The following is a 24,970-nucleotide window of genomic DNA, read 5'->3' on the forward strand; positions in this document are numbered from 1 at the left end:
TTTTATGCTGTTTTGAAACAAAAAAAGGCATCCAATATGGATACCTCTTTCACTATAATAATCTAACTACTGTCTATACTATTGTTATCATTCTATCTACATCTTATATAACGGTTAGTTTTATCTACAAATCATCAGATTATTATCGTATTCTATCAAATTTTGATTTTCATTATTTTAACAGACACAAAAAAAGGCACCCAATATGGATACCTCTTTCTACTATATAATCTAACTACTGTCTATACTACTGTTATCATTCTATCTACACATTTATAAACGAAACAAATAAATCACTTACTTTCAGTATTTTACTTTAAAATATCACAATCTGATTTTTATATTTTTCAACAAATAAAAAAGGCATCCAAAATGGACGCCTCTTTCACTATAATAATCTAACTACTGTCTATACTACTGTTATCATTCTATCTACATATTTATAAACGAAACAAGTAAACCACCTACTTTCAGTATTTTACTTTAAAATATCACAATCTGATTTTTATATTTTTCAACAAATAAAAAAGGCATCCAAAATGGACGCCTCTTTCACTATAATAATCTAACTACTGTCTATACTACTGTTATCATTCTATCTACATATTTATAAACGATAGTTGATTAAAATAATATTGACAGATTACTATTATTTAATATCATAATCCGACTATACGAAATTTCAATTCACTCAAAAACAGACATTTAAGAAATCAACACTGTGAAATTCATTCCTTTCGATTGAAAAAAGGAGTCCAAACTTTTATCAATTATTTATACTCGCAATAGATGAGAAAAAGAACGGCCAGGAGTGTCGCTTCTCCCAGCCTTATCTACTTTATATAACTAATTTCAAAAAAAGGCACCCAAAATGGATACCTCTTTCAACTATATAATCTAACTACTGTCTATACTATTGTTATTTTTTCCTCATTTTAGAAGTACAAAGAAAGCTGTATTTAACTGACATGATTTATATTATTCGATTGAAAACTATCAAAAAACGATTTATCTATAACATCAAGTACAACGGTTTTTAAATAATGTAAAAAAGCCACCCTAAAAAGGATGGCTTATATAAATATTCTTAATTGAAATATATCTAACGAATAGGTATACTATTAGAAATCAAAGGCTAACCCAATATTAAAAGACCAAAATCCATAGTCTCCATATCCTTTAGCTTCTGTCATATAGTTGTATTTCACATTTGTTAGAAGATAAGTACCACTACCACCTAGAGGTGCTAAAACACCAACTTCTGGAGTTACTGCAAAACTCCAATAGTGATCTACTACTGCAATTCCTCCTACTTGGTTATCGAAATAGTTACCAGCAGCACCTACTCCCACGCCGATATAAGGTCTGATTCCACCTTCTTCACCAAAGTAATAATGAGATGTTACCATTGTCTGAAGAATATCCGAATCTCTAAATTCTTCACCCGTAATTGCTCCATTATCACCATAATAAGTTTGTGTTCCATTACTCTGTTGGAAGTAATTCCATCCAATATTTGCTCCTACAGAAAGGTTATCGTTTAAGAATTTTCTGTATTCTACATTTACACCAGAAAATGATGCTTCATTGATGTAATTATTCACTCCCGTTGTCGGTACAGCCATACTGTATGTGATACCCACAATATTATCTTGAGCAAAAGATGCTGTCGCTCCCAATAAAAGTACTGAGATTGTTAAAAGAAGATTTTTAAAGTTTTTCATGGTTTTAGCTTATTTAGATGTTGAGATATAAGGAGATTGTGTAAACATTTGATCAATACCAGTAACAATTCTGTTTTGGTTATCAATTGTATTGGTTTCTGTTCCGTTTAAGATACCCTGCCAGATAATAGGTGTTTTTTCTTCACCGTTATCTTTTACTACCTCTCTGTTGTCTGCAATTTCTAAAACAACAGTACCTTGGTCATAAGCATAAACAGCTGATACAGGATAGCCATAATAAGGATAATATCCACCCCAACCAGGGTAGAAACCGCCCCATCCCCAGTAATCATACCACCAATCGTATGTTGGCCATGCAGTAACAGTACCGGCATAAGACACATCAAAAGAATAAGGTAATACAATTAAGTCTGGCTTTTCTCCAGAAGTTTCTTCCACATAAGTATACCCTGCTGCTAACATGTTGTCCATGGCTTGATCAAGGATTACTTGGTCCGTAGAAGATAACTCATAATTTGAAAGAGATTCGTTATCTTCTGATGGATGGATAACATAATCCGGCATTCCAAATGTTCTAGCAGTAGAAAAGCTATTCTCATAACTTGGATCTTCGTGAGTGATCACTGTATCATAATCCGATACTTCATCAGGATTATCTTGTAAACTGCCACATGAAGTCATTAGACTTACTAATAATAGAATTGATGTAAAGTGCTTGGTCATCGTTTTCATAGTTTTTATTTTGATTTGGTTATGTAAACGATGCTTTTTGGAGTCACTGATGATAGTTTTTGATTAAAAGATATCAAAAATTTATTAAAACTTTCTTTGCTTCAAATCTTCCTTAAACTCCCTAGGAGTCATGTGATATTGTTTTTTAAATACTGCAGAAAAATGACTTGCACTAGAAAACCCTAGATCCATCGCAATCATAGACATTGATTTCTCCCCTTGGGTTAAATATGTTCTAGCTTTATCTAAACGGACATCTTGATGATACTGATGAATAGTGGTACCAAACACTTGTTTAAACAGTGCTCTTAATCTACTACCACTCAAACCACACTCTCTAGAGAGGTCTTCTATATGAATAGGTTTATCTAATTGATTTTTCAGAATTGTCCTCGCTATAAAAACTGCTTTTGTATTTACAGGGTATTTATTTGAAGCTAATAACTCTTCCCTTTCACTCACTTTGGTAAAAAAAGTAGCGAATAGATGTCTCACACAAGCTTCTACTAATTCCTTTTTATAGATCAAGGTTTCGTCTTCTAACAAGGCAAATGATCGATTAAACATACCAAACATAATAGGATCGAATTCCTCAAAAATATAAAAGGAATCATCAAAGTCGAAAAGTTGAATTAAACGCTCTGATCGCTGTATCAACTTTATAAAATGTTCTTTTTTCAATCGAATGGAGAGAAAGGTTAGTTCTCTAGCATCGGAAAACTCCCAATTGATTGTATCCTTAGTGTTGGTAGCGAATGCTCCTTGGGAATTAATCGAAAAGTCTTCTTTAGAAAATCCTTCTCCTTTTTCTAACTGTTGTTCAATTTCCAGTGATTGTTCGACAGGCTCTCCAAAAAATATAGGTACATATTCATTAATCTCATTCATTTTCTTTCCTGAACAAGTTAATGGTGTGTTTAATTTAAACTTGAATTGTAAAGCTTGTAGATTATCGTCAAAATCGTAAGCAATCACCTTACCTTTGCCTTTCTCGTTATTAAAAGAAAGAATATCACCATCAATCCTTCCATCAAACACCTGATTCCAAGCTAACAAAGCTTTACTTAATTCCGAATTCATGGTCTAACAACAGTTTAATTTTTAATTGATTTTCTCTTTTTGATAGTCTAAAAAGTATAATTTCCTCATATTAAGATAAAAAAATACCGTTAGAAATAAGATATCTCCAACGGTATTTTTAGTGATATATTAGAATAATCTATCTTAATCTATTTATTAACTCAGCATATTTTTCAATCGCAAAGTTATTGTCAGAGAATAGATTTTGCATCCTTAAGATAGTGATACCAGTATAACTAGTATTTGCTCTTGTCAAGGCTTTCTCAATCTGATCCCATCCACTTTGAGCATATAACTCGTGGTAAAGAGCGTTCTCTCCCATCACTTGTATATCCAATTCTTTTGCTGAATTAGAGAACCACATCACAAGATCTTCTGCTCTAGAGTATCCTTCCCAGTCCTTGTTCATTTTTTCTAAACAAGTAAAGTGAAGTACCACTCTTTCTTTGAAGTCTCTATCAATGATTTTCTTCAACATATCTTTATACTCTCCTCTATCAACTGCACCGATATTTGGATAAGGAGCGATTAGACCTGCTGTAATCTCCGCTACTCTTGGTTGATTAGGATCTGAAATTAACCAGTGAATACCTGGCATTTTAAACCCTACTGGTACATCCTTAAAATCACCATCAAAGATTTCTACCGCTTTTCTGATGATCTTATTACCATGGTTAGCTAAACTTTGGTTGTACCAGTTGAAGAAATCCAAACCATATCTCGAAGTAGAGTAATTGTTGTTTTTAAACAATTCATCAGCATTAGGCATCGGAATCTCTTCAGGGCCTTCATACTTTGTTTGCCATACTTCATTGATATAGTCGATACTTCCGTAAGCATTTAAAATATACCTTTGGAAGTCTTCTTTGGCCAATCTACTATAGCATTGTAAAGTTCCTCTGTTTGGATAATCACCCCAGTCATGAGAGTTGTACGATGGATACCTAAGCTCTCCTGCAGGTCCTAAACTAATGTTGATTTCGTCAGTCATCCAAGCATACTTTTTGTAACGTTGCTTAAATGCTTTCATGAAACGCTCATAGTAAGGCATTACAAAAGTATCAGCCCAAAGTGATACATACTCAACACTTACATCTCCTGTTTCAGAAACATATTGTAAATCCTGAATACTTTCTAAATGTGGATTCTCTTCTACAATTTTACCCCAAACCCATAACGGGATCATCTGAAGGAAGTCATCATTTACGTTACCTCCAGCTTGGTGGAAAGATAAAATAGGCACCCAGTTCAAGCCTTTCGACTCAATTAGTTTTACCATACTATCATAGTAAGACCAATCAAAGTTTCCAGACTGTCTACCTTCTACCAATCCCCACCATATATCAATAGACACAGCAGACACACCAATATCTCTCATTCGGTCCAATTGCTTGGAAACAGTCTGCCAATCTCTCTCTTCTAATAAACGTTTTGCGTTATGTGTTTTCACATGAAGTGGCCCCATTACTCTGAACGACTTCTGTTTCTTTTCCACATAATCGTCATGGAATTTAACCTTGTGAATAAGTTCTTGAAGACGAGTACTACCGGTAGCCATCTTATCGAACATTACTTTTAAGTTATTGATCATTAAACCATTGATTTGGTCCGATTTCAATAACCAAGTTGCTGCATTATCCCAGATCACATGAGAGTTTAAACCTTCTATCGATTCATTTTCAAAATAGAAAGACACCTCATGATGCATACCATAACTAAGAATAGATTTTGCCTTTTCTGCAAAAGACGACTCAGATTTATATTCATTTCTACTCTTTGTAGGAACGATAAACCCTAATCGTGAAGGAGTGATACCTTCTCCGATCGCATCCATTGAATTATAGTAAGCTGTTTTATGATCAGTATCGTCATTTACTGCAATAATACCAGCTCCTACTTCTGTCTGAGAAGACATATTTTTTAAGTTTTTCTCAGCATAAGCAATCGGTAATCTTAAGCACAGTTTTGACTCTTCGAACCCATGGTCACTAAACGCACTTTGTAGAATATGAAGTGTGCGGTTACCATGTGTTGTCAGGCACTTGTTGTACCATGTTGATACATCATTACCAAAAACAGAATCATTGTACTTTCGACTCTGAAGAACATCATTCTCTTTAAAATAAGCGATCAGTTCTTCTTTGTCTTTTATTTCAACACCCCATTTTTTAGAGGCAGAAGCATAATCTTTATATTTTTCTCTAACGTAATTATCCCAATCGTCTAATGCTAATGGTGAATAACATTGCATATTCCTCCTTGGGAAAGAACATTCATTGATTGGATAAGACAATTCACCGTTTTGTGTTGTTGATATCACAAATTTAGTGATGTGTTGAGAAAGATCTTTGAAATTATTTTTAAATGAGAGAACTAGTTCTTCGTAATAAGGCATTACATAATGATCAGCCCATAAAGACACTGCGTCTTGTGTACTGCCCCCAGACTTGTTGACATACTTCAATTGACTTAAGTATTTGATCTCATCATGGTCAGACATCAATTTACCCCATAGCCAATCTGGTAAGGTACATAAGAAACTTTGCTCATAGTTGTTGATCATATGGAAATTAAATTCTATAACCATATGTAACTCATTGCTTGCTAATGTCTCTAATAAACTTCTGTAGTATGTCCAGTCGTATTGAATATAATGGTTGGAATCATTGGATGCTTTCCCTTCTCCTTCGACGATTTTCCAAAGAACGGGAACAACAACTGCATTAACTCCTATTTTTTTTGCTCTAATTACCCATTTTTCTAACTCAGTCCAATCAGGCTTTTCCTGAGAAAAACATGTATCAGTTTCTAATACAGAATATGGTAATCGAATTTCAAACGTCTTCATTGACTTTGCTAGTTTTTTCCTATCTATTTCGCACGTATAACAAAATTCACTAGTGTTATTCAGTGATCGTTATATAACAAATATAGGGAAGATTTTGAAAGTTCTTTTTCCAACCAAAATTTCAACCGTTTGCATAACAATGAATTATATGATTAGTTCTTTAAAGATTATCAATAGATTTAAGTGATAGTCATTTTTATAATAAATAAAGTCATAATACACCAAACAATAAAAGTTGAATTCATACTACACTGAACGATCGAGCAAATATGATTATTTTAGTCTATAATCGATCATTTATTTCATAATAAGCACAAATACATTTAGTTACCAATTAAACATTATCGTTAGTTAAGTATACCTTTTTTACCCCAAAGTTTAAATAGATTATGCTTAACAAGATATTATATATAGTTACGACCGTATTATTATTCTCATTTAACTCATTTGCTGGAAACATTTATAGTAAAGTGCAAAGTAGCGTTGCTGATGCAGAATACACTCTATGTAAAGGTGATATCAATAATGATTATTACCACATTACTCAAAATCAGGAAAAAGTATCAACAATGAATGTTGGTGGTGTTATGGTTGATGTTTTTCAAAATGAAGACGGAGACAAAATGATTATCACTCATATTCAGGATAAATATGGCTGGACAGTGATCAACCACAAAGAAGACAATTTAGGTCCAGTGATATCAGATCTTATTATTTCGATTTACAACCTGTAAATCTATTTTCACAGCTGGTTTCAATTTAAAGAGTCCGTTATTACGGTACTCTTTTTTTGTGCTTATAGATAAATAAAGTCTCTCTCAAATGATGGTTTAGTAAGTTTTTACTCCTAGTTCCTCTAATTTTTTTTAAAAGAATCTTATTATCAGCACTTACTAACTAATATTTCTATTTAGATTCAAGAAATATCTTATTTTTGCCGATTGAAAAGTATAATTTTTAAAAATTACTCAGTAGAGAGATATACATGGACGCAAAAAGTATTCGCCGCACGTTCTTGGAATTCTTCCAAAGCAAGCAGCACGCCATCGTTCCTTCGGCACCACTTGTGATTAAAAACGATCCTACGTTGATGTTTACCAACGCAGGTATGAATCAATTCAAAGATTATTTCTTAGGAAACAAAGCCGCCGAGGATACACGTGTCGCCGATACTCAAAAATGTTTACGTGTATCTGGTAAACACAATGATTTGGAGGAAGTGGGTATTGACACTTACCACCATACTATGTTCGAAATGCTAGGTAACTGGTCTTTCGGAGATTATTTCAAAAAAGAAGCAATTGAGTGGGCATGGGAACTTCTTACTGAAGTGTACCAACTACCAAAAGATAGATTGTACGTTACAGTATTCGAAGGTGACGACGCTGACGGTACTGAAATGGACCAAGAAGCAAAGGATATCTGGAAAGGCTTAATCGCTGAAGAAAGAATTATTCTTGCTAATAAAAAAGATAACTTCTGGGAAATGGGTGAAACAGGTCCTTGTGGTCCTTGTTCTGAAATCCATATTGACCTTCGTAATGATGAGGAAAGAGCCAAAGAAGATGGTCTTGCTTTAGTCAACGAAGATCACCCATTAGTAGTAGAGATCTGGAACCTTGTATTTATGCAATTCAACCGTAAGGCGGATGGTTCTTTAGTTTCTCTTCCTAACAAACATATCGATACAGGTATGGGATTCGAACGTTTATGTATGGCGATTCAAAAGAAAGAATCGAACTACGATACAGACGTATTCCAACCAATGATCCAATTCTTAGCAGCAAAGTCGGGTAAGGCTTACGGTGAGAATGAGAAAACAGATATCGCTATCCGTGTAATCTCAGACCATATCCGTGCAATTTCATTTGCTATTGCTGATGGTCAATTACCTTCGAACAACAAAGCTGGTTATGTGATTCGTCGTATTCTTCGTAGAGCAGTACGTTACGGATATACTTTCTTAGAATTCAACAAGCCATTTATGTATGAGTTGGTTGATATTCTTTCTGATCAGTTCGAAGAAACTTTCCCTGAGGTAATTTCTCAAAGAGATTTCATCAAGAAAGTAGTCATGCAAGAGGAGCAAGCCTTCTTAAGAACATTAGAGAAAGGTTTATCTATTCTTCAAAAAGCAATGGATGGTGCATCAGACAAAACGATTGCTGGTAAAGAAGCCTTCACTTTGTACGATACATTCGGTTTCCCTCTTGATTTAACACAATTGATCGCTTCTGAAAACGGATTTACTGTAGATACAGCAGGATTCGACGCAGCAATGAAAGAGCAAAAAGACAGAGCTCGCGCAGCATCAGCTTCAGAAAAAGGCGATTGGATTGATGTAAATGATGGTGACTCAGTAGAATTCTTGGGTTACGATGCATTAGAATCAGATGCTTCTATCTTACGTTACCGTGAAGTAACAGAGAAGAAGAAAACAATTATACAATTAGTACTTGATCAAACTCCTTTCTATGCTGAAAGTGGTGGACAAGTAGGTGATAAAGGTACTTTAGTTTCTGGTGATGAGACAATCGCTATCTTCGATACGAAGAAAGAAAACGATTTGATTATCCACTTCGCTAACAAATTACCTTCTAACCCAGCTGCTCCTGTAACGGCTAAAGTAGATGCTACGCGTAGATCTCTAACAGAGAACAACCACTCAGCAACTCACTTATTACACGCTGCATTACAAGAAGTATTGGGTGATCATGTCGCTCAAAAAGGTTCATTGGTGAACGAGAAACACTTACGTTTTGACTTCTCTCACTTCCAAAAAGTGGAAGCGGAAGAAATTGAAAAGATCGAGAAAATCGTTAACCAAAGAATCCGTCAGAATATCCAATTGAACGAGCAAAGAAGTGTTCCAATCGAAGAAGCTAAAGCAATGGGTGCTACTGCATTATTCGGTGAGAAATACGGTGACTTCGTTCGTGTAATTACTTTCGATAGCGATTACTCTGTAGAACTTTGTGGTGGTACACACGTTCCTGCTACAGGTAAAATTGGTTTATTCAAAATTACTGCTGAATCATCGGTAGCTGCAGGTGTACGTCGTATTGAGGCAATTACTGCAGATGCTGCTGAAGAATATGTAGATGAGCAAATCACTTTACTTCAAGAGATTAAAGAGCTATTAAAAGCGAAAGACCCTAAGAAAGCAGTAGCTGACTTAGTAGAAGCAAAAGCAGCTTTATCGAAAGAAGTAGAAACGCTTCGTAACAAAGAGTTACAAGCAGTGAAAAACGAATTAGCTTCTAAAGCAGTTGCTAAAGACGGTTTCAACTTTATTGCAGCTAAAGTTTCTGTTGCAAATGCTCAAGGATTAAAGCAATTGGCTTACGACTTAAAAGCTGTTGTTGAAAATATGTTCTTGATCTTAGCCGCTGACGTTGACGGTAAGCCTCAAGTAGCAGTTATGATCGATGAAGAATTAGTAAAAGCAAAAGATCTTCACGCTGGTAAAATCGTTAAGGAATTAGCGAAAGAGATCAAAGGCGGCGGAGGTGGACAACCTTTCTTTGCTACTGCAGGTGGTAAAGATATCAACGGTTTGGATGCTGTTGTTGCAAAAGCACAAGAGTTAGCTTAATTAAGCTAGTTTTTATAGATATAGAAACGGCCTTCTCTTTATTGAGAAGGCCGTTTTTTATTAACTTAATCTAAAAGATATTGGAAGTATCATTCTTGATATGGTCTTTTGCCCTCTCTTTTTCGCAGGGCTCCAAGGTTTTACTAATTGCATTACTCTTAGCACTTCTCGATCCATAGATTCATAAACTCCTTTTACAACGTTAATTTCTGTCAGTTGACCACTTTTGTCAACAATAAAGGCAACATAAACTTTACCTTCTATTCCCTGTTTTTTAGCATCGTCTGGGTATCTTAATACTTTACCTATCCAATTATAAAAATCCCAAATACCGCCAGGGTAGAAAGCCCTCTTATATGTTTTTGTGTAACTATATTTTTTACCTTCACTATCCCAACTGTTTCCTTTCTTTAGTTTTCCATTTTTGTAGGTTTCAATAAAGTATGGTTTACCGTCAATATATGTTCCATTCCACTCTCCGGTTTTCAACTTGTTCTTTACCATACCCTCTTGATAAAAACTATTTTTTGTCAAATACTTCAGTTGACCATTTCCGTTCTTCACCGTTTGATTTCCTAGAGAATCCCAAGCATTAATAAATAAGGTAGTTTCTTCAAACTCTCCCTCCTTATATTTCATTTCATAACTGAAATTCTCCTGGCTATTTGAGTGATAATAGTGCCAAATACCCACTTTCTTAGACGCATCAAAAACTCCTTTCTCCTTTAGATTCCCGTTTTTATAATAGGATTCAAAATCACCAAATTTATCTTTATAGCGTTTTTTCTCCTTAGTATAATAGGTTGAATAGATAGTACCATCGAGATAAAAAGTAGTATGTTTATACTTTTCGTTTTCAAGTTCTCCAATGTGTGAGTTGGCATAATAAACAGCATCATTTTTATCCATTACTTCGGTATGGTCCTCATTAAAATAAATGATAGATTGGCCTAAACTAGAAATAGATGTGATTAAAAATAAGAGAAAAGCTAAAGTTGTTTTTCGCATGTTATTAGTTTGTCAGATTTAAGTAAAATACAATTTGCTTTGAAGAGATAGAAAGTTAGACAATTATCTTCTGATAACTATCATAATCGACAAGTAGTTTGATCGAAATCATCAATGAAAAAAGTTGATGGATTTCTCAGAACCCATCAACCATTGTCTACTCAACAGACCATTCATAAAAATTTGAAGATTGATTTAATTCAAACCCTGTCCTAGGGTATAGTTTATTTCCGATCTGATTTGTAATTTCTGTTTCAAGCATCACTCCACATGCATTAGTGTCATAAGCTAATTTTTTAGCTTCATCAATTAATTTCAAAGAAACACCTTTTCCACGTTGTGAAGCATCAACATAGAGATCATTGAGTAACCAAAGTTTTTTCATTCTAGTTGATGAAAATAATGGATATAATTGTACAAAACCTGAAAGTTGCCCCTCCTCTTCAAAAACATAAATTTTTGAATCTTTTAAAGCTATTCTTTCTGCTAAAAATGCTCTGGCAGCAGATAAATCAGATGTTTTTCTATAAAATACTCTATAACCATCAAAGAGTACTGAGAGTTGGTCTAGGTCGTTTGCTGTTGCTTGTCGTACCATGGATTTGATTTATTAAATTGAATAGAGAAATGATTTAATGTTCAAATATATTCGAATTATCATTTTACTACCTATCATCGACCAACAAAAAAAGTTATCCTATTTTCATAAGATAACTTTCATTTCATCTACAATACAGATTTATATTCTTCTAATGTAAATGTGTTATAAAAAAGTAGAATTAGATTACCTCTACTACTTCTTTAAGGTTCAATCTAGATTTAGGGTTTTTAGATGGTTGGTTTCCATCCTCAGCATCTCTGTAACCAATCATTACAGCAACTAGTGGTTGATAACCCTCTAATCCTAAAATTTCTTTGTATTTATCTTGTTCAATACCTTCCATTGGAGTTGAATCGATACCCATTGATCCAACTGCAGATAAGAAATACCCAATAGATAAGTATACTTGATCTGAGAACCAATTTTTGATTTTCTCTTCACCCTGAGGTTTTAAGAAATTATTAAAATACCCTACTGCACCTTCTGGCAAGTAATCGTTGATATCTTTTTCAAACTTCTCTACGTCATCGATTGCACTAAAAACAACAACATGACTACCCTCGATTAGTTTTGGAGCATTAAAATAAGAAGCCTCAGCTAATTTCTCTTTTAATTCCTGGTTACCTACAATTGTAAATTTCCATGGCTGGCTATTGATTGAAGATGGGCTTAATTGCAAAATCTCTTTTAACTTCTGAATGTCCGAATCACTAACTTTTTTAGATGGATCGTACTTTTTTGTTGTGTATCTTGATTTTGCGATGTCGATAAATTCCATGATAATATTTTTTTATTTGTTGATTTTAAAAACGGTCTAAAATCACTTAAAGTTTTAATAGAACTATTAATAAATTTATATAAACGACTATTTCTTTACTTTTTTAAGTAACTTTACTTTTGATAGTTACAAACATAAGTAGTGTTTTTAAACAATACAATAACGGGCAAAAATGTAAGTATCTATTTTTAAGGTTTATTCAATAAAAGATTTGAGTGATGAAATATAAAGTAGATGGTAAAGAATACCCATGCTGTACGAGCTTAACAATGAAATACATTGGCGGTAAATGGAAATCAGTAATTTTAATTCACCTTAAAGATACTACCTTAAGATACAGTGAATTAAGAAAAATGATTCCAACTGTAAGCGAAAGAACATTAAGCCTTCAACTAAAACAATTAGAAGAAGACGGACTGATAAAAAGAGAAGTGATTCCTACTGAAAAACCTCCACTAAAAGTAGAATACAGTATGACAGATTTCGGAAGAACACTTACTCCATTGTTAGAAATGATTTCGTCGTGGGGAGAAGAAGCTGTAAAATGGGACAGTAAAGTAGAAGAAATTGAAGAGTAGATACTATTTCAACTTTCCTTCTCTTTGGTCTCTCGTATTTCATTATTATTTATTGTAAACACAAAAAGGTCAATCCAGTAAAATTACCGGAAAGACCTTCCATTTGCTTGCTATTATCTTTGCTACACCATCGTTTTCTTTATTCTTCTATAAAGTTAAACTCAGTGATATAAGACGTTATCGTTGGTGTAAATGTGGAATCAATATCAATTGTAAATCCTTTTGAAACCCCATTTACTACCATATATTTTTCATTTATAGATCCATCAAAAACCCATTCTTTATTATCTTGGTTGTCGATTGGTGTACCTTCTGTATTCAACTGAAAAAGGTGCACTTTAACGATTACATAAGCTCCTGATACTGCTTCTATATCTGAAAAATCAATCCCAATAGAAGGAAAAGTCATCTGGTTTGTTTCATTTAACTGAATTCCCTTATTGGCATAACCGACTTGTTTTCCTTTTTTATTGAAAGCATACATTTCTGCACTCATTCTCCATGAAGAGTCAGGGCTGTAAAAGTGAATACCAAATGATATACGACCATTTAAAGGTTGCATGTAAAATGGTCTTAATTGAGCCGTTTCAGATACTTCTACAGTTCTTCTTTCGGATATAAAATCCACAACTGGGTTTCTATAATTACGAATAGAATCCAATGCTAAAAGGCTTGAAGTTTCTAATGCACTAGAAGGAATCCACTGTGCGATTACCGATTGATGAGTTTCTGGAATAGCGGCATTATAATCTGCATAAAATTCAGTCTTCCCAACAGGAACATTAATGAGTAGCTCTTCTTCTGATAAGTATTCGTACCTTCCTGCTTTTTCTTTTCCTTGTTTAGCAAATACCTCAATGTTATTTTTTGAAATCATCACATCGTCCGTTTTCATATTCGAGGATTTATCAAGGTGACTTTGAGACATAAAAAACTTGGTAGATAACTCTACAACAGGTCCTATAGATTGTTGCTCATCATCAAAAGAAGTATTGTCTGTGGCACATGAGACAATTCCCAAGGAAATAGCTAGCCATAAAATAAAATTTAGTAAGTGTCTTCTCATATATTATCGTTTATTGATTAAGTCTGCTTCATGGTGTGCACTATTACAATCTGTAAACAATAACATTGACCACTTTCTTTAATTTACTATTTAGACAACGGGTCTAGTGGTTCTCCTTACTTCAACAAAACGACTTTACTTTTTCGAAAATTATTTTTAGTAGAGATTTAGTTATTAAACAAAAAAGTCATTCTTACCTAATTACTGTAAGAATGACTTTTTTATGTTATCGAATAAATTAGTCTCTATTTAGAAATCTGTTAGATCGTCTTTATAAATTCTAATTCTTGTATTATAAGTATTTTGATAAGGAACCGAGATACTATTTGGGTAGTTTAGAATTTCTGTTCCTGCATTATTCATGACAAAAATATAATATTCTGCGTTATAGTTTCTTTCTCCAAACATGGTAACACTTGAAGGAATATTCTCGAACCTTGCGACACCATACATATCTGTAACTGTCGCATTTTGAAGGTTACTGATGATTGTTAAGTCTGATCCATCATAAACTTCAGAATACTTTTCTGTAGAGATGATCCCGATATTGACATTAGCCAATGAATCATCATAAACATATTGGAAGTTTTCGTCATCGTAATAATCTGAAGTTACTGCTACTTCAATAGAACCATAATTATCTAATGGACTTAATACTACTTCTTTTTCAGTTGTAGCAATTACTTGAGTATTTTTCGCATCAAAATACTTCATATTATTATGTTCAGATTCTACTGAAACATAGTAAGCACCTTCTAATAACAATTCCGTTTTTAGTTGACCACTTGCATCTAAGCTATCATAAATTATGTTGTCACCATAAGTATAGTTGACTTTTACTTTACCATTAGTAACCCCTTCTGCTTTGATCAATAAAGATCCAGACTTATTTATTACGATAGATAGGTCTTCTGTTGGTGTACAACTGAAGATAGTGAATGATAACACTCCTAGAATGGAGATAAGTTTGCTTAAGTTCATTTTTAGAATAGTTTGCCTTAAAAAAATTGAATGTCGATAACAATTAAGACAAAAATAAAGCAGTTGCTACGGAATAACAACTGCTTGCAGAAAATAATAATGTACAGACTATTATTTAAATAACGGTGCAAATTTCTCTCTATAAGCATAGGCTAAATAAACAACCATACCTAAGAAGAACACTGCTCCACCAATCCCAGCAGGATCCAATGTTGCATGAAATAATACCGCGTTAAAACCAATAGCTCCAAGAACTACTAAAGTAGCTGGTACTGCTTTTCTAATAGCAAGTAAGATTCCTCCTACCGCTTCTAGAATACCTACGATCGGTAAAACTCCCATTAGCATTAATGAACCAAATACTTGTGCCACCTGGTCGTTTGCTGGAGGCATAGGTAAAAATTGCAAGAACTTATTCGCTCCAAAGACGATCATCATAAATGCCAAAAGGTATCTTACTACCATTGTCACTTTAGTTTCTGAATTACTTTGAGCTGATGTAACTGTTTGAGTTGCCATGATATTTATAATTAAATTTCCTTATGTATGATGTAGTATTTGTTTATACTTTATTTGTTTAAACAAATGTAGAGAGAAAAATTGATATCGCAAACTTTTGATCTAAAAATATTTGTTTAAACAACAAAAAGGTGATAAATCCGAGAACTTTCTTCTTTCAAAAAATTATTTCAAAGAAAAAATCAAGATATAAATAACTGAATATCATCATGTTAAATAAATTAATGAGATTTTTATTATTTTTTTTCGATTTGGGATAGGGGGATATGATCACTAAGGGGTCATTACTATGAAAACGGGAAATGAAGAATAACAAAGGAGACGTCCTTTACTTCTTTCCCAAAATCATCAAGAAAAAACAACAAAGTAAATTTTATTATTCCGATGAAAAAGTTAATCTCAAATATATTTATCCTTATCATTTCAATTACTTCAGTTTTTGCACAAGACAGTACAAAACATATCCCTGCCCAAGTTTCATTCTTATATCCTTTAGGTATTAATGGAACAAATACAGATGTTTCGAGTGATGTTTCATTCAACGTTTTATGGGGAGTTAATGGAGGTGTTAGATATTTTGAATTAGGTGGTTTAGCCAATGTAAATAATGGAAATGTTACTGGCGGACAAATTGCAGGTATTGCTAACGTTACAAGAGGAGAAAGTAACGGTTTAATAATATCAGGTATCACCAACTTAAATACAGAAACAGCAAAAGGTTTACATTTAGCAGGAATCAATAACTATTCACAACAACAAATGAATGGTGCTCAGGTTTCTGGTATCGCTAACGTTGTAAATGCAGATTTAAATGGTGCTCAAATTGGTTTAACTAATACCGTTAGAGGTAATTTAACAGGAGCTCAAGTTGGTTTAGTTAACTATACAGATAGTTTAAAAGGCTCACAAATTGGTTTAATCAACATCGTAGCAAAAGGTACTGATGGTGGTGTTCCGATCGGTTTAATCAACGTAGTGAAAGACGGATACTATGCGGTAGAGTTATCTGCAGGTGAGACGATTTGGGCTAACGTAAACTTTAAAATGGGTACAGAGAAATTCTATACTATCTTTAAAGGTGGTTATTCTCAGTACAATGATAAAGAAATCAATACATTCGGTCTTGGTTTCGGTACTAAATTCGATTTAGCAAAAAGAGTAGCTTTAGCAGTAGACCTTTCTACTAACCAAGTTATTTACGATGGACAATTCGAAAACACTGGCTTAAACTTATTAAACAAAGCTGATTTGAATGTTCATGTACAATTAGCTAAATGTTTCAGCATCTTCGCTGGTCCTTCATTGAATGTTTATACTACAGATTATAAAGTAAATGGTAACGAAACTCCAGGTTCATTGGATGTTCCAGACCATGCATTCTACGATAACACTACAAATAATGGTACAAGAACTGCCATTTGGGTAGGTGGCCAAGCAGGTGTAAACTTCACATTCTAGAAAAAAATCGGGGGAATTTATTTCCCCCACACTTTTATTAATAAAGCAAGCAATACACATTATCAACTGATCTTATTAATCACTTAAAATGAAAAAACGATTCTATTTATTATTACTCTTCTTAGGAGTAGTAAGCCTTTCCTCTTATGCTCAAAATAAACTAAATGTTGGTGCCGCTTATTACGGAGAAACTATCTTTCATCCAGGTTTCTCAATCAATGGAGAATATGAAATCAGTCTTAGTGAAAGCTGGTCACTGCCTTTAAGAGCAACCACAGGATATTACTTCCACAAAAGAAATCATCAAGCGGTCTTTTTAGAAATTACTCCTGGTATACGTTGGCACTTCGGCCAAACAAAAAGATGGTATATGTCTGGTTATGGTGGTATTGGAGCAATGTCTTCTTGGCATCATTCCGATGACGGAATTTATGAAGTAGATGATAACGGCAATGTCTCTAAAAAGGACTCTAATTACGCAGGTACAAGCCTTACTTATATGGCTAGTGTAGATTTTGGCTATCAAATCTCTAAAGAACGCCCTCAATACCTTTGGGTAAGACCTCGTATGACATGGCAAACACAAGTCAATCAACAATCACTTTATCATTTAGCTGTAGAAATCGGTTATTCCATCACATTAAACTAAATCAACTATGAAATTATATTTACTTCCTTTATTAGCGATTCTAATTGGTTTTACTTCTTGTAACAGAAATGACGAAGATGCTTACGATTATAAAGATGGAGAGTTTTTCTACCTAGAAAATAAAGGTGCTGTTATGCCAGTTTGGGTCGTTGGGAATGTTGAATCAGGTATCTTTATTATCACAAACCATGGAGGCCCAGGTTATGACTCTGGTATGAATTTCCATACTGCCACTGAAAGTTTCCAACAATTAGAAAAGGAATATGCTCTAGTTTATTGGGACCAAAGAATGGCAGGTTCATCAAAAGGAAACCCTAGCTTAGAAGATCTTACTATAGAACAACATGTAGAAGATTTAGAAAAGTTAGTCACTCTTATCGAACACAAATATGCTCCAAAATCCATGTTTATGTATGGTCATAGTTGGGGTGGTGGATTATCAATCCTATATATGGGAAAAGATGAAAATCAGAGTAAGTTTAATGGATGGATTGATGAAGACGGTGCCATTCAGGACAAATATGAAATGGAGTTGAAAAGAGAATGGATTGTACCAAGAGCAGAGGCAAAATACGAAGCAACAGGTGATAAAAAATGGAAAGAAGTTATCCAATGGTGGGAAGATCACCCCAATCCAAATGAAAGCATGGATGAACCTTACCAACATGTACGAATGCTCGAAGGATATATTTATGACAAAGAAACTTCAGATGCTCTACATAACAATTCAGTTTTTGAACAACGCTTTTTAGCTTCTTATTCTTTTGGATGGCTACATAATCAATACGAAGATTTTAACTTTATGGCACATTATGATTTTATGCCAAGAGCAAAGAATATCACTATTCCTACTTTACTGATTTGGGGAAAAGAAGACGGTGCGGTTCCAGTTGCTGTTTCTGATACCGTATATTCTTTAGTAAATACTCCTATCGAAGATAAATTCAAAGTTCAACTTGATGAATGTGCCCATGCTCCACATTGGGAGAAACCATATATATGGACCGATGAAGTTCGGGCGTTCATTGAAGAATATAAATAATAGATTAAGGTTACTTCTTTAAATGTAAGAGGTAACCTTTTCTGTTACAGAATATTCGGAAAAGGGTAAATTTGAGGAATAGTCCCTCTGAAACTTCACCTAATTTTACCTAAACAACTATCAGACGAATATGAAAAATCAAATTATACTTCTTTTCACTCTTCTTTTATTGAATGTTATACTTCCAGTATTCTCACAAATCAACCCTGTTTCTGATCCAGAAAACACTCAAAAGTGGATTTTAAATAAATGGATAAGTGATGAGTTTAACGGTACTGAATTGAACAAGACCAAGTGGTGGATTCTTGGCGAAAACAACGATTACAGAAGTAAATGGAAAGGAAGAGCCCCTGGTCAATTTGCCTCTCACAATGTAAAAGTAAGTGATGGACAACTGAAACTTACTAGCCAATGGGATCCTACTTTCAACTTTGCTAACGAAACCAATGATGGCTGTTATTATGGAGGAACAAAAACAGCTGCTGACCTTTCCAAACCGATCACTCAAGCATGTATTATGAGTGAAACATTTTTCAAGTATGGATATATGGAAATCAAATGTAAAATTGCTGATGCTCCTGTAACTTCAGCATTTTGGACTACTGGTTACCATAGTGAAATTGATATGGTTGAAAATTATGGTAAACGACCTATTGGAAATCCAGAAGAAACACCTGAAGAATTAGAATATAAATATAGAACCAATCTCATTAGTTGGGACCCTGATAGGGCTGAAGATCATGAAGAATGGAAAATCGAAAATGTTATGAATAGTCGTTTAGCAGATGACTTTCATATTTACGGCTTTGAATGGGATAAAAACTATATGAAAATATATTTCGATGGGCATTTAATAAAGACAGCTACAAAAGAGGAACTTCTGAAAAAAGATCAATGGAAATACGATTATCCTCAGGAAATGTGGCTAGACTCTGAAGTGTTTGAATGGTATGGTTTACCGAACCAAGAAGATCTATCTTCCCCTGCTGAATTTATTATTGATTATGTAAGAGTGTGGCAAAAAGAAGAACCTCAATCTTTTTTTGATGCTTTAAGTTTTGAAGGTCCTTTCTATTTCTCAGGAAGAAGTGTAAACTGGTGGTCATCACAAGCCTCCAATTGGAGAATGAAAGATGATAAAGCTAGAACAGGCGATTTTAGCTTACGTTATCAAGGAAATGCTCCTTTCACAGGAAATTATTCAACCTTCTCCCCTTATGGTTCTCTTGATCTTCCCGAAGGAGCCAATACTTTATCGTTTTATATATGGATTGATGAATCTACTGAGATCAATACTATTGATTTTGTTCTCAGTAAACCATATAAAGAGATAAATGTAGACCTAAGTTCAATAAAGAAAGGACAATGGGTAGAAGTAAATACTTCTTTTGAACGAAATGATAAGTCAGATACCAATATCATTAATGGTGATAGAATTCAGATAAAAATCCAAGCTGAAAGTATCGAGAGTACTGAAGCACTATTTTTTTTTGATGACATCAGCTTCGAAAATTCTAATGAAAGTGATGTATCACCTGAGTATCCTTTTCCTGATGATGAATATACAGAACAGGAATACCCTAAAGACGAAGAAGAAAAACCTACCCACTCCGATCAACCATTAAAGATTGACTGGGGAATGTACCCAAATCCCTCTTCTTCGATTATCAATGTGTATTCTAACTCTAATGGATCTCTCAAAATTATTAATGCAGTTGGAGTAGAACTCATGGATATAGCAAAACAAAAAGAAGAGATCTCTATTGCTTTAGATGATTTAAGACATGGACTATACTATGTAGTATTCGAGTCTAAAGGACTACTTGATACAAAAAAACTAGTGATAGAATAATAATGGAAGCCATTGAACAAAATAATGTTCAATGGCTTTTTTATATAATCATGCGTCTTTTCCCATCAATACACAAACAACATTCACATTAAATTGCCATTCTTGTTTTTGCATAATTTCAGGTCTTATTAGATTATAATAAACATTGAAGCTAACATTCATAGGCAAACTCTTAAAAGGAAGCATTTGACCTACACCTCCACCGACTGGGACCAACCATTTTGTATCTCCTACAAATGCATCGCTTTTGATCATCATTGGTTGAGTATTTACAGAAGTGCCTGTTTTAAACGTATAATTTAAAATATATTGAAATACACTTTGATTAATACTACTTCCCCCAACTCCCCATGTAGGGTTATAATTTACCCCAGCCATAAAATATTTATAATGATAAATTGTAGCCATGGCGAAACCTATATCCCATGTTTCCAATCCTTTTATTGTATTTGTAGCAAATACAGCCGAGGGCCCTAAACCGAGTGTTAGTTGACCATCGTTTCCAAGTTCAATAGGTTTTCTATTCGCTATTAAACCTTGATAAATCACATTACCTAAGAATGTCTTTGATGTCTGTAACTCACTATTATAAATTGATTCTATCGGTAAAATCCCATAATTTAATAATTCAATATTCTCTGTTAACATTACAGGAAATATGAATTTAACCAATAACATATTTGATTTATCATCCCCAGTACCGACATGAGAATAACTATGAAAGTTGATTTTCCCAATGGGTGAGGATGGGTCTGTTACTGTTTCTGCAAATAACTGAATATCATCATCATAATTTTGGCCATATGACTTTATACCCATGGAGAATAGAACAATGATTAATAGATTTTTCATAATTTAAGAGAAGAACAAAGGGTATCACACAGTTTATACATCTATTCTAGTATTTATTTTTGCCCATCAATACACAAACAATATTCACATTAAATTGCCACTCTTGATGTTGCATTATTTCTGGTCTAACTAGATTATAGTAAACATTAAAGCTCACATTCATGGGTAGGCTCTTAAAAGGAAGCATTTGACCTACACCTCCCCCTACTGGAATCAACCATTTTGTATCTCCCACGAAAGCCTCGCTTTTCATCATCATTGGTTGGGTATTGATAGAAGTACCTGTTTTAAATGTATAATTGAAAATGTATTGAAACATACTCTGATCAATACTACTTCCTCCTACTCCCCAAGATGGACTGTAGTTTACCAACCCCATAAAACTCTTGTGATGATAAATTGCAGCCAAAGCAACACCTACATTCCATGTTCCATGCCTTTCATTTGTACTTGTTCCCATCACAAAAGATGGCCCTACTGCAACTGTAAGGTGGCCATTTTCTCCTAAGCTAATTGGCTTTCTATTCGCCATCAACCCCTGATAAGAAATATTCCCAAGGTGGGTCTGTGAAATTTTTGCTTCTCCATTATAATTTGTTTCTAATGGAATAATTCCATAATTAATCACCTTAATATTCTCATTGATCATAAGTGGAATCACTGGCTCTACCAATAAAGTATTGGACCAAGTATTTCCTGACCCTGTATGGGTAAAATTCTGAAAGATTAATTTTCCTACGGGTGCCACTGGATTAGAAGCTGTCTCTGCCAACTTCTGAACCTCTGTTTTTTCATCCTGTGCCAATAAGTACACATTCAGTAATATGAAAAACAGTGATAATTGGTATCTCATCATGTTTAAAAAAAGCAACCGAACTAAAAGAAGTTCGATTGCTAGAATTAAAATATATTGTTGGATAAAGAATTTATTTACTTAAACCTGAAGTGATTTTTTCCCAATCTGGTAATTGGAATGATTTGTCGAAAAATGCTTCTCTTGGAGCATATAATCTGAAATAAATAAACCATCCATCATCTCCTACTGTCTTTAAGTAGTTCGCAGGATTTACTCCTTCAGGACGTTCAGCACCTATATAAATATCAATCGAACCGTCTTTATTATAAGTAACATCTTTTCTTCTAGAGTTGATTCCGATATCGGCGATCTCTGTTCCTCCATTATCATACGGTCTACGCGTATCTTCGCTATATAAAGTCACAGACCAGAATTGATCAACCGGTACGTCTGCTGGCACATGTAACTTATAAGTTTGATCAGCTCTTAATAAATCACCATTTTGATCCCTTTTGGAAGTCATATAAATCTGACCATAACCTGGTGAAGGCTCTACCATCCCTTTTGTAGAACTTACTGCCTCATAGTACCAAACTGCTCTTTCATCCAAATAGACCATCATTTCATTTGCTTGAGGAATATTAAAATCAAATGATTTATACCAATTCGTTCCAGCCCAATATGGTTCACTAAACCTTGGATTTGTTTGTAGGTTTCTTAACATCAACTCACCCATCTTTAACCCTTTCATTAGGTTTTCTTTTTGTCTTGCTGTAGGGTTAAATGGTTTTCCTATTTCTATACCTAAAGGCTTAATCATAGCAATCCAAGCTTTGTCTTGCTCTCTTACTGGTTCTTCATTAATGATGGTATGAAGTTTTTTCCAATAGTCTAAATCTCTTGGAGCAGTAGCAGACCACTCTACATCCTTATCTTCAATAAATGATGCATCTTTTAATTTTGTACCTACTTTACCTAGCTTAAGGTTTGATTTAAATTTATCAACAGCACTCGGGTCCGCTTCTAATATTCTTAATCCGATAAAAAAGTTATTCGTTTCTGACTGAACAATAAAATCAGCTTGACCTTTATACTTATCCGGATTATCACTAGGGCCACAGATGATGTAAGTACCACCTTGTCCTTTATCTGGTCCTGTTAGACCAAGATCAGCAACAGGTCTTTGCCAAAGATCCAAGAAACCTCCTGCTGTCATTCCTTTAGGATAATCAACTTTTACTGCTCCATCTTTTAGATTAGAAAAAGTGAAAATATAAGGGGTAGTTAAGTTACCTGTAACAATGCCTCTTTTCTCTTTTAATGATTTTAATACCACAAAATTTTCAAGGCCTGCAGCATCATACGCTGCATCTTCTCTATCGCCCCAAGTTTTCATAGAAACAATTGGAGTAGACCAGATATAAGCTTGAGAAGCTCTTTGAAAATCCATTGCATCAAACAGTTCCTCCGAACCTTTGTTGATAAAGTTATTTTCTAGTTCGATATCACCATATACAGTTTCAATAATTTCATCACCTTTCAGTGATGCTTTTGATAATGGCGTTTGTGCATAGATTGAAGATGCACTCATTTGTAATAACAGGGAAGCTCCTAGTAGTTGAACACTTTTCAATTTCATCTTTCGTTTTATTAAATGATTGATGATTAATTAAACTGAAAAGTCAGTCTTCAGATTACATCGATTAGTTCACTAACTATCGTAATAAGCTCAAATCATATTTATTCTTGAAACTTTATTTTATTTTCAATGTATAAAGTGATGTATCCACTTAATAAAAATGATCACTCCTCTTAGCAATGCAAGAACTTAAAATAAAAACTGGGTCGGTTAGAAGCACTATACAACAATTAGAATCGGCATTCAATATCACCCCATCAGAAGATAATAAATTATTGATCAATAATAATTTAGTGAAGATTGATTACCAATGGTTCACTCCATTTCAAGGTATCGAAATAGGGTTGCATAAAGTGGCTTTTAAAGAGGATTTCAAAATCGAGATTATCGATGGTAATGAGAAAGAAAAATATATCTACTTCCAATTTGATTACTCAAATAATATCGCTCCTAAATCAACAGAAGAGGCGTCAAAGTTATTGTCAACATCAACAAATTTGATGAGTATGCAGAGCACTAATATCCCTCTAGAAATGAAAGCCAATAAAGGTGACATTAGTGAGTGGGTCTCTGTTAGAGTCTCTGAAGACCATTTCAATAATTATATGTCGCATATGAAGGAACACATTGGGAAGGTTTTCGATATTGATAACCCATGGATCATTTATGATATCATACCTACAAATGTTCAAATCTTAATCGATGAATTATTTTCTGTGAATGATGAAATGACTCCACCACGAAAAAATAGTATCATTTTATCTCGTACAGCAGAAATCATTGGGACTTTTTTGGATATGATCATTAGAAGAAACCAAGGAGATGTACAAAATAATAATATGCATATCGAGGATATTAGACGAATGCATTCTATTAAAGGTGAGTTAACACAACTGATGGATAAAACTCCTTCACTTAATTCATTGGCTGAGAAGTATGGAGTATCACTTTCTAAACTAAAAAGAGATTTCGAAAGTGCTTTTGGTACAACTATACCTAGGTTTCATTTAAACTATAGATTAGAACTTTCTTATAAGATGTTATCACAAAAAAATATCTCTGTCACAGAAGTATCTAGACATTTTGGGTTCAAGAGTATTTCGAATTTTTCTGAAAACTTTAAAGATAAATTTCAGGCCACTCCTAAAGAAATTGCCTCACTTCATCAAAAAAATTAGTATATTAATAATAACCCAAAAGCAATACGATTG

At 33.8% G+C, this 24,970-nt stretch carries 21 protein-coding genes; 8 read left to right on the plus strand and 13 right to left on the minus strand.

The genetic code is table 11. The features are described from left to right. Positions 1 to 1,121: 1,121 nt before the first annotated feature. The 4 genes from HGP29_RS25975 to HGP29_RS25990 form a co-directional block, all read right to left on the minus strand. Complete coding sequence (locus HGP29_RS25975) at positions 1,122 to 1,724, minus strand: OmpW family outer membrane protein (protein WP_168885390.1); 603 nt, start codon at positions 1,722 to 1,724, stop codon at positions 1,122 to 1,124. A gap of 9 nt (positions 1,725 to 1,733) precedes the next feature. Continuing rightward, entirely contained in the window at positions 1,734 to 2,408 is a 675-nt protein-coding gene (locus HGP29_RS25980; RefSeq protein ID WP_211093425.1) for a DUF4136 domain-containing protein, read from the minus strand. 93 nt (positions 2,409 to 2,501) lie between these two features. Further along, entirely contained in the window at positions 2,502 to 3,497 is a 996-nt protein-coding gene (locus HGP29_RS25985) for a helix-turn-helix transcriptional regulator (protein WP_168885392.1), read from the minus strand. 139 nt (positions 3,498 to 3,636) lie between these two features. Continuing rightward, the gene (locus tag HGP29_RS25990) at positions 3,637 to 6,345 is read right to left on the minus strand and encodes a family 14 glycosylhydrolase (RefSeq protein ID WP_168885393.1); all 2,709 of its coding nucleotides are present in this window, start codon (positions 6,343 to 6,345) and stop codon (positions 3,637 to 3,639) included. Positions 6,346 to 6,734: 389 nt separating this feature from the next. Between HGP29_RS25990 and HGP29_RS25995 the strand changes: the two genes are divergently transcribed. Then, positions 6,735 to 7,079 (plus strand): hypothetical protein, encoded by a 345-nt coding sequence (locus HGP29_RS25995; protein WP_168885394.1) that lies wholly within the window; start codon positions 6,735 to 6,737, stop codon positions 7,077 to 7,079. A gap of 251 nt (positions 7,080 to 7,330) precedes the next feature. Beyond that, positions 7,331 to 9,940: an alanine--tRNA ligase gene (gene alaS / locus HGP29_RS26000; RefSeq protein WP_168885395.1), complete on the plus strand. Its 2,610-nt coding sequence runs from the start codon at positions 7,331 to 7,333 to the stop codon at positions 9,938 to 9,940. A 60-nt stretch (positions 9,941 to 10,000) separates the two neighbouring features. On the opposite strand, the gene HGP29_RS26005 is transcribed toward alaS, so the two are convergent. The 3 genes from HGP29_RS26005 to HGP29_RS26015 form a co-directional block, all read right to left on the minus strand. Next, positions 10,001 to 10,948: an energy transducer TonB gene (locus tag HGP29_RS26005; protein ID WP_168885396.1), complete on the minus strand. Its 948-nt coding sequence runs from the start codon at positions 10,946 to 10,948 to the stop codon at positions 10,001 to 10,003. A gap of 157 nt (positions 10,949 to 11,105) precedes the next feature. Beyond that, a complete protein-coding gene (locus tag HGP29_RS26010) occupies positions 11,106 to 11,546 on the minus strand; it encodes a GNAT family N-acetyltransferase (protein ID WP_168885397.1) in 441 nt (146 codons plus the stop codon). A 181-nt stretch (positions 11,547 to 11,727) separates the two neighbouring features. Beyond that, positions 11,728 to 12,327 (minus strand): nitroreductase family protein, encoded by a 600-nt coding sequence (locus HGP29_RS26015; RefSeq protein WP_168885398.1) that lies wholly within the window; start codon positions 12,325 to 12,327, stop codon positions 11,728 to 11,730. A 218-nt stretch (positions 12,328 to 12,545) separates the two neighbouring features. Here HGP29_RS26015 and HGP29_RS26020 point away from each other — a divergent pair, with 218 nt between their 5' ends. After that, positions 12,546 to 12,905 (plus strand): winged helix-turn-helix transcriptional regulator, encoded by a 360-nt coding sequence (locus tag HGP29_RS26020; protein WP_168885399.1) that lies wholly within the window; start codon positions 12,546 to 12,548, stop codon positions 12,903 to 12,905. Between the two features lie 139 nt (positions 12,906 to 13,044). On the opposite strand, the gene HGP29_RS26025 is transcribed toward HGP29_RS26020, so the two are convergent. The 3 genes from HGP29_RS26025 to HGP29_RS26035 all read right to left on the minus strand — a co-directional run bounded on the left by HGP29_RS26025 (position 13,045) and on the right by HGP29_RS26035 (position 15,471). After that, positions 13,045 to 13,971, minus strand: coding sequence for a hypothetical protein (locus tag HGP29_RS26025; RefSeq protein WP_168885400.1), 927 nt, complete (start codon positions 13,969 to 13,971; stop codon positions 13,045 to 13,047). Positions 13,972 to 14,220: 249 nt separating this feature from the next. Next, on the minus strand, positions 14,221 to 14,952 hold the full coding sequence (locus tag HGP29_RS26030) for a hypothetical protein (protein ID WP_168885401.1): 732 nt from the start codon (positions 14,950 to 14,952) through the stop codon (positions 14,221 to 14,223). A gap of 111 nt (positions 14,953 to 15,063) precedes the next feature. Next, positions 15,064 to 15,471: a hypothetical protein gene (locus tag HGP29_RS26035; RefSeq protein WP_168885402.1), complete on the minus strand. Its 408-nt coding sequence runs from the start codon at positions 15,469 to 15,471 to the stop codon at positions 15,064 to 15,066. 384 nt (positions 15,472 to 15,855) lie between these two features. On the opposite strand from HGP29_RS26035, the gene HGP29_RS26040 reads away from it, so the two are divergent. The 4 genes from HGP29_RS26040 (at position 15,856) to HGP29_RS26055 (ending at position 20,472) form a co-directional block, all read left to right on the plus strand. Next, on the plus strand, positions 15,856 to 16,929 hold the full coding sequence (locus HGP29_RS26040; RefSeq protein WP_168885403.1) for an LA_2272 family surface repeat-containing protein: 1,074 nt from the start codon (positions 15,856 to 15,858) through the stop codon (positions 16,927 to 16,929). Between the two features lie 88 nt (positions 16,930 to 17,017). After that, positions 17,018 to 17,578, plus strand: coding sequence for a DUF3575 domain-containing protein (locus HGP29_RS26045; protein WP_168885404.1), 561 nt, complete (start codon positions 17,018 to 17,020; stop codon positions 17,576 to 17,578). Positions 17,579 to 17,585: 7 nt separating this feature from the next. Continuing rightward, positions 17,586 to 18,620 carry an alpha/beta fold hydrolase gene (locus HGP29_RS26050; RefSeq protein WP_168885405.1) on the plus strand — a complete coding sequence of 345 codons (1,035 nt, stop codon included), beginning with the start codon at positions 17,586 to 17,588 and terminating at the stop codon, positions 18,618 to 18,620. Between the two features lie 130 nt (positions 18,621 to 18,750). Beyond that, a complete protein-coding gene (locus HGP29_RS26055) occupies positions 18,751 to 20,472 on the plus strand; it encodes a family 16 glycosylhydrolase (RefSeq protein WP_168885406.1) in 1,722 nt (573 codons plus the stop codon). 48 nt (positions 20,473 to 20,520) lie between these two features. Here the strand turns inward: HGP29_RS26055 and HGP29_RS26060 are convergent, their stop codons facing one another. The 3 genes from HGP29_RS26060 to HGP29_RS26070 all read right to left on the minus strand — a co-directional run bounded on the left by HGP29_RS26060 (position 20,521) and on the right by HGP29_RS26070 (position 23,759). Further along, positions 20,521 to 21,324, minus strand: a complete 804-nt coding sequence (locus tag HGP29_RS26060; RefSeq protein WP_168885407.1) for a hypothetical protein — start codon at positions 21,322 to 21,324, stop codon at positions 20,521 to 20,523. Between the two features lie 46 nt (positions 21,325 to 21,370). Beyond that, positions 21,371 to 22,180, minus strand: coding sequence for a hypothetical protein (locus HGP29_RS26065; protein ID WP_168885408.1), 810 nt, complete (start codon positions 22,178 to 22,180; stop codon positions 21,371 to 21,373). A gap of 70 nt (positions 22,181 to 22,250) precedes the next feature. Further along, on the minus strand, positions 22,251 to 23,759 hold the full coding sequence (locus tag HGP29_RS26070; RefSeq protein WP_168885409.1) for a DUF1254 domain-containing protein: 1,509 nt from the start codon (positions 23,757 to 23,759) through the stop codon (positions 22,251 to 22,253). Between the two features lie 179 nt (positions 23,760 to 23,938). On the opposite strand from HGP29_RS26070, the gene HGP29_RS26075 reads away from it, so the two are divergent. Further along, on the plus strand, positions 23,939 to 24,937 hold the full coding sequence (locus tag HGP29_RS26075; protein WP_168885410.1) for a helix-turn-helix transcriptional regulator: 999 nt from the start codon (positions 23,939 to 23,941) through the stop codon (positions 24,935 to 24,937). Positions 24,938 to 24,970: the final 33 nt, after the last annotated feature.

The sequence above is a fragment of the Flammeovirga agarivorans genome, from assembly GCF_012641475.1.
Lineage (GTDB): Bacteria > Bacteroidota > Bacteroidia > Cytophagales > Flammeovirgaceae > Flammeovirga > Flammeovirga agarivorans.

Bases quoted from the DNA above. Each gene is read 5' to 3' on its own strand.
- HGP29_RS26060 (WP_168885407.1), bottom strand. From the start codon at position 21,324: ATGAAAAATCTATTAATCATTGTTCTATTCTCCATGGGTATAAAGTCA.
- HGP29_RS26020 (WP_168885399.1), top strand. From the start codon at position 12,546: ATGAAATATAAAGTAGATGGTAAAGAATACCCATGCTGTACGAGCTTA.
- HGP29_RS26015 (WP_168885398.1), bottom strand. From the start codon at position 12,327: ATGGAATTTATCGACATCGCAAAATCAAGATACACAACAAAAAAGTAC.
- HGP29_RS26010 (WP_168885397.1), bottom strand. From the start codon at position 11,546: ATGGTACGACAAGCAACAGCAAACGACCTAGACCAACTCTCAGTACTC.
- HGP29_RS26035 (WP_168885402.1), bottom strand. From the start codon at position 15,471: ATGGCAACTCAAACAGTTACATCAGCTCAAAGTAATTCAGAAACTAAA.
- HGP29_RS25975 (WP_168885390.1), bottom strand. From the start codon at position 1,724: ATGAAAAACTTTAAAAATCTTCTTTTAACAATCTCAGTACTTTTATTG.
- HGP29_RS26045 (WP_168885404.1), top strand. From the start codon at position 17,018: ATGAAAAAACGATTCTATTTATTATTACTCTTCTTAGGAGTAGTAAGC.
- alaS (WP_168885395.1), top strand. From the start codon at position 7,331: ATGGACGCAAAAAGTATTCGCCGCACGTTCTTGGAATTCTTCCAAAGC.
- HGP29_RS26075 (WP_168885410.1), top strand. From the start codon at position 23,939: ATGCAAGAACTTAAAATAAAAACTGGGTCGGTTAGAAGCACTATACAA.
- HGP29_RS26070 (WP_168885409.1), bottom strand. From the start codon at position 23,759: ATGAAATTGAAAAGTGTTCAACTACTAGGAGCTTCCCTGTTATTACAA.
- HGP29_RS26065 (WP_168885408.1), bottom strand. From the start codon at position 22,180: ATGATGAGATACCAATTATCACTGTTTTTCATATTACTGAATGTGTAC.
- HGP29_RS26040 (WP_168885403.1), top strand. From the start codon at position 15,856: ATGAAAAAGTTAATCTCAAATATATTTATCCTTATCATTTCAATTACT.
- HGP29_RS25990 (WP_168885393.1), bottom strand. From the start codon at position 6,345: ATGAAGACGTTTGAAATTCGATTACCATATTCTGTATTAGAAACTGAT.
- HGP29_RS26055 (WP_168885406.1), top strand. From the start codon at position 18,751: ATGAAAAATCAAATTATACTTCTTTTCACTCTTCTTTTATTGAATGTT.
- HGP29_RS25985 (WP_168885392.1), bottom strand. From the start codon at position 3,497: ATGAATTCGGAATTAAGTAAAGCTTTGTTAGCTTGGAATCAGGTGTTT.
- HGP29_RS25980 (WP_211093425.1), bottom strand. From the start codon at position 2,408: ATGACCAAGCACTTTACATCAATTCTATTATTAGTAAGTCTAATGACT.
- HGP29_RS25995 (WP_168885394.1), top strand. From the start codon at position 6,735: ATGCTTAACAAGATATTATATATAGTTACGACCGTATTATTATTCTCA.
- HGP29_RS26025 (WP_168885400.1), bottom strand. From the start codon at position 13,971: ATGAGAAGACACTTACTAAATTTTATTTTATGGCTAGCTATTTCCTTG.
- HGP29_RS26005 (WP_168885396.1), bottom strand. From the start codon at position 10,948: ATGCGAAAAACAACTTTAGCTTTTCTCTTATTTTTAATCACATCTATT.
- HGP29_RS26050 (WP_168885405.1), top strand. From the start codon at position 17,586: ATGAAATTATATTTACTTCCTTTATTAGCGATTCTAATTGGTTTTACT.
- HGP29_RS26030 (WP_168885401.1), bottom strand. From the start codon at position 14,952: ATGAACTTAAGCAAACTTATCTCCATTCTAGGAGTGTTATCATTCACT.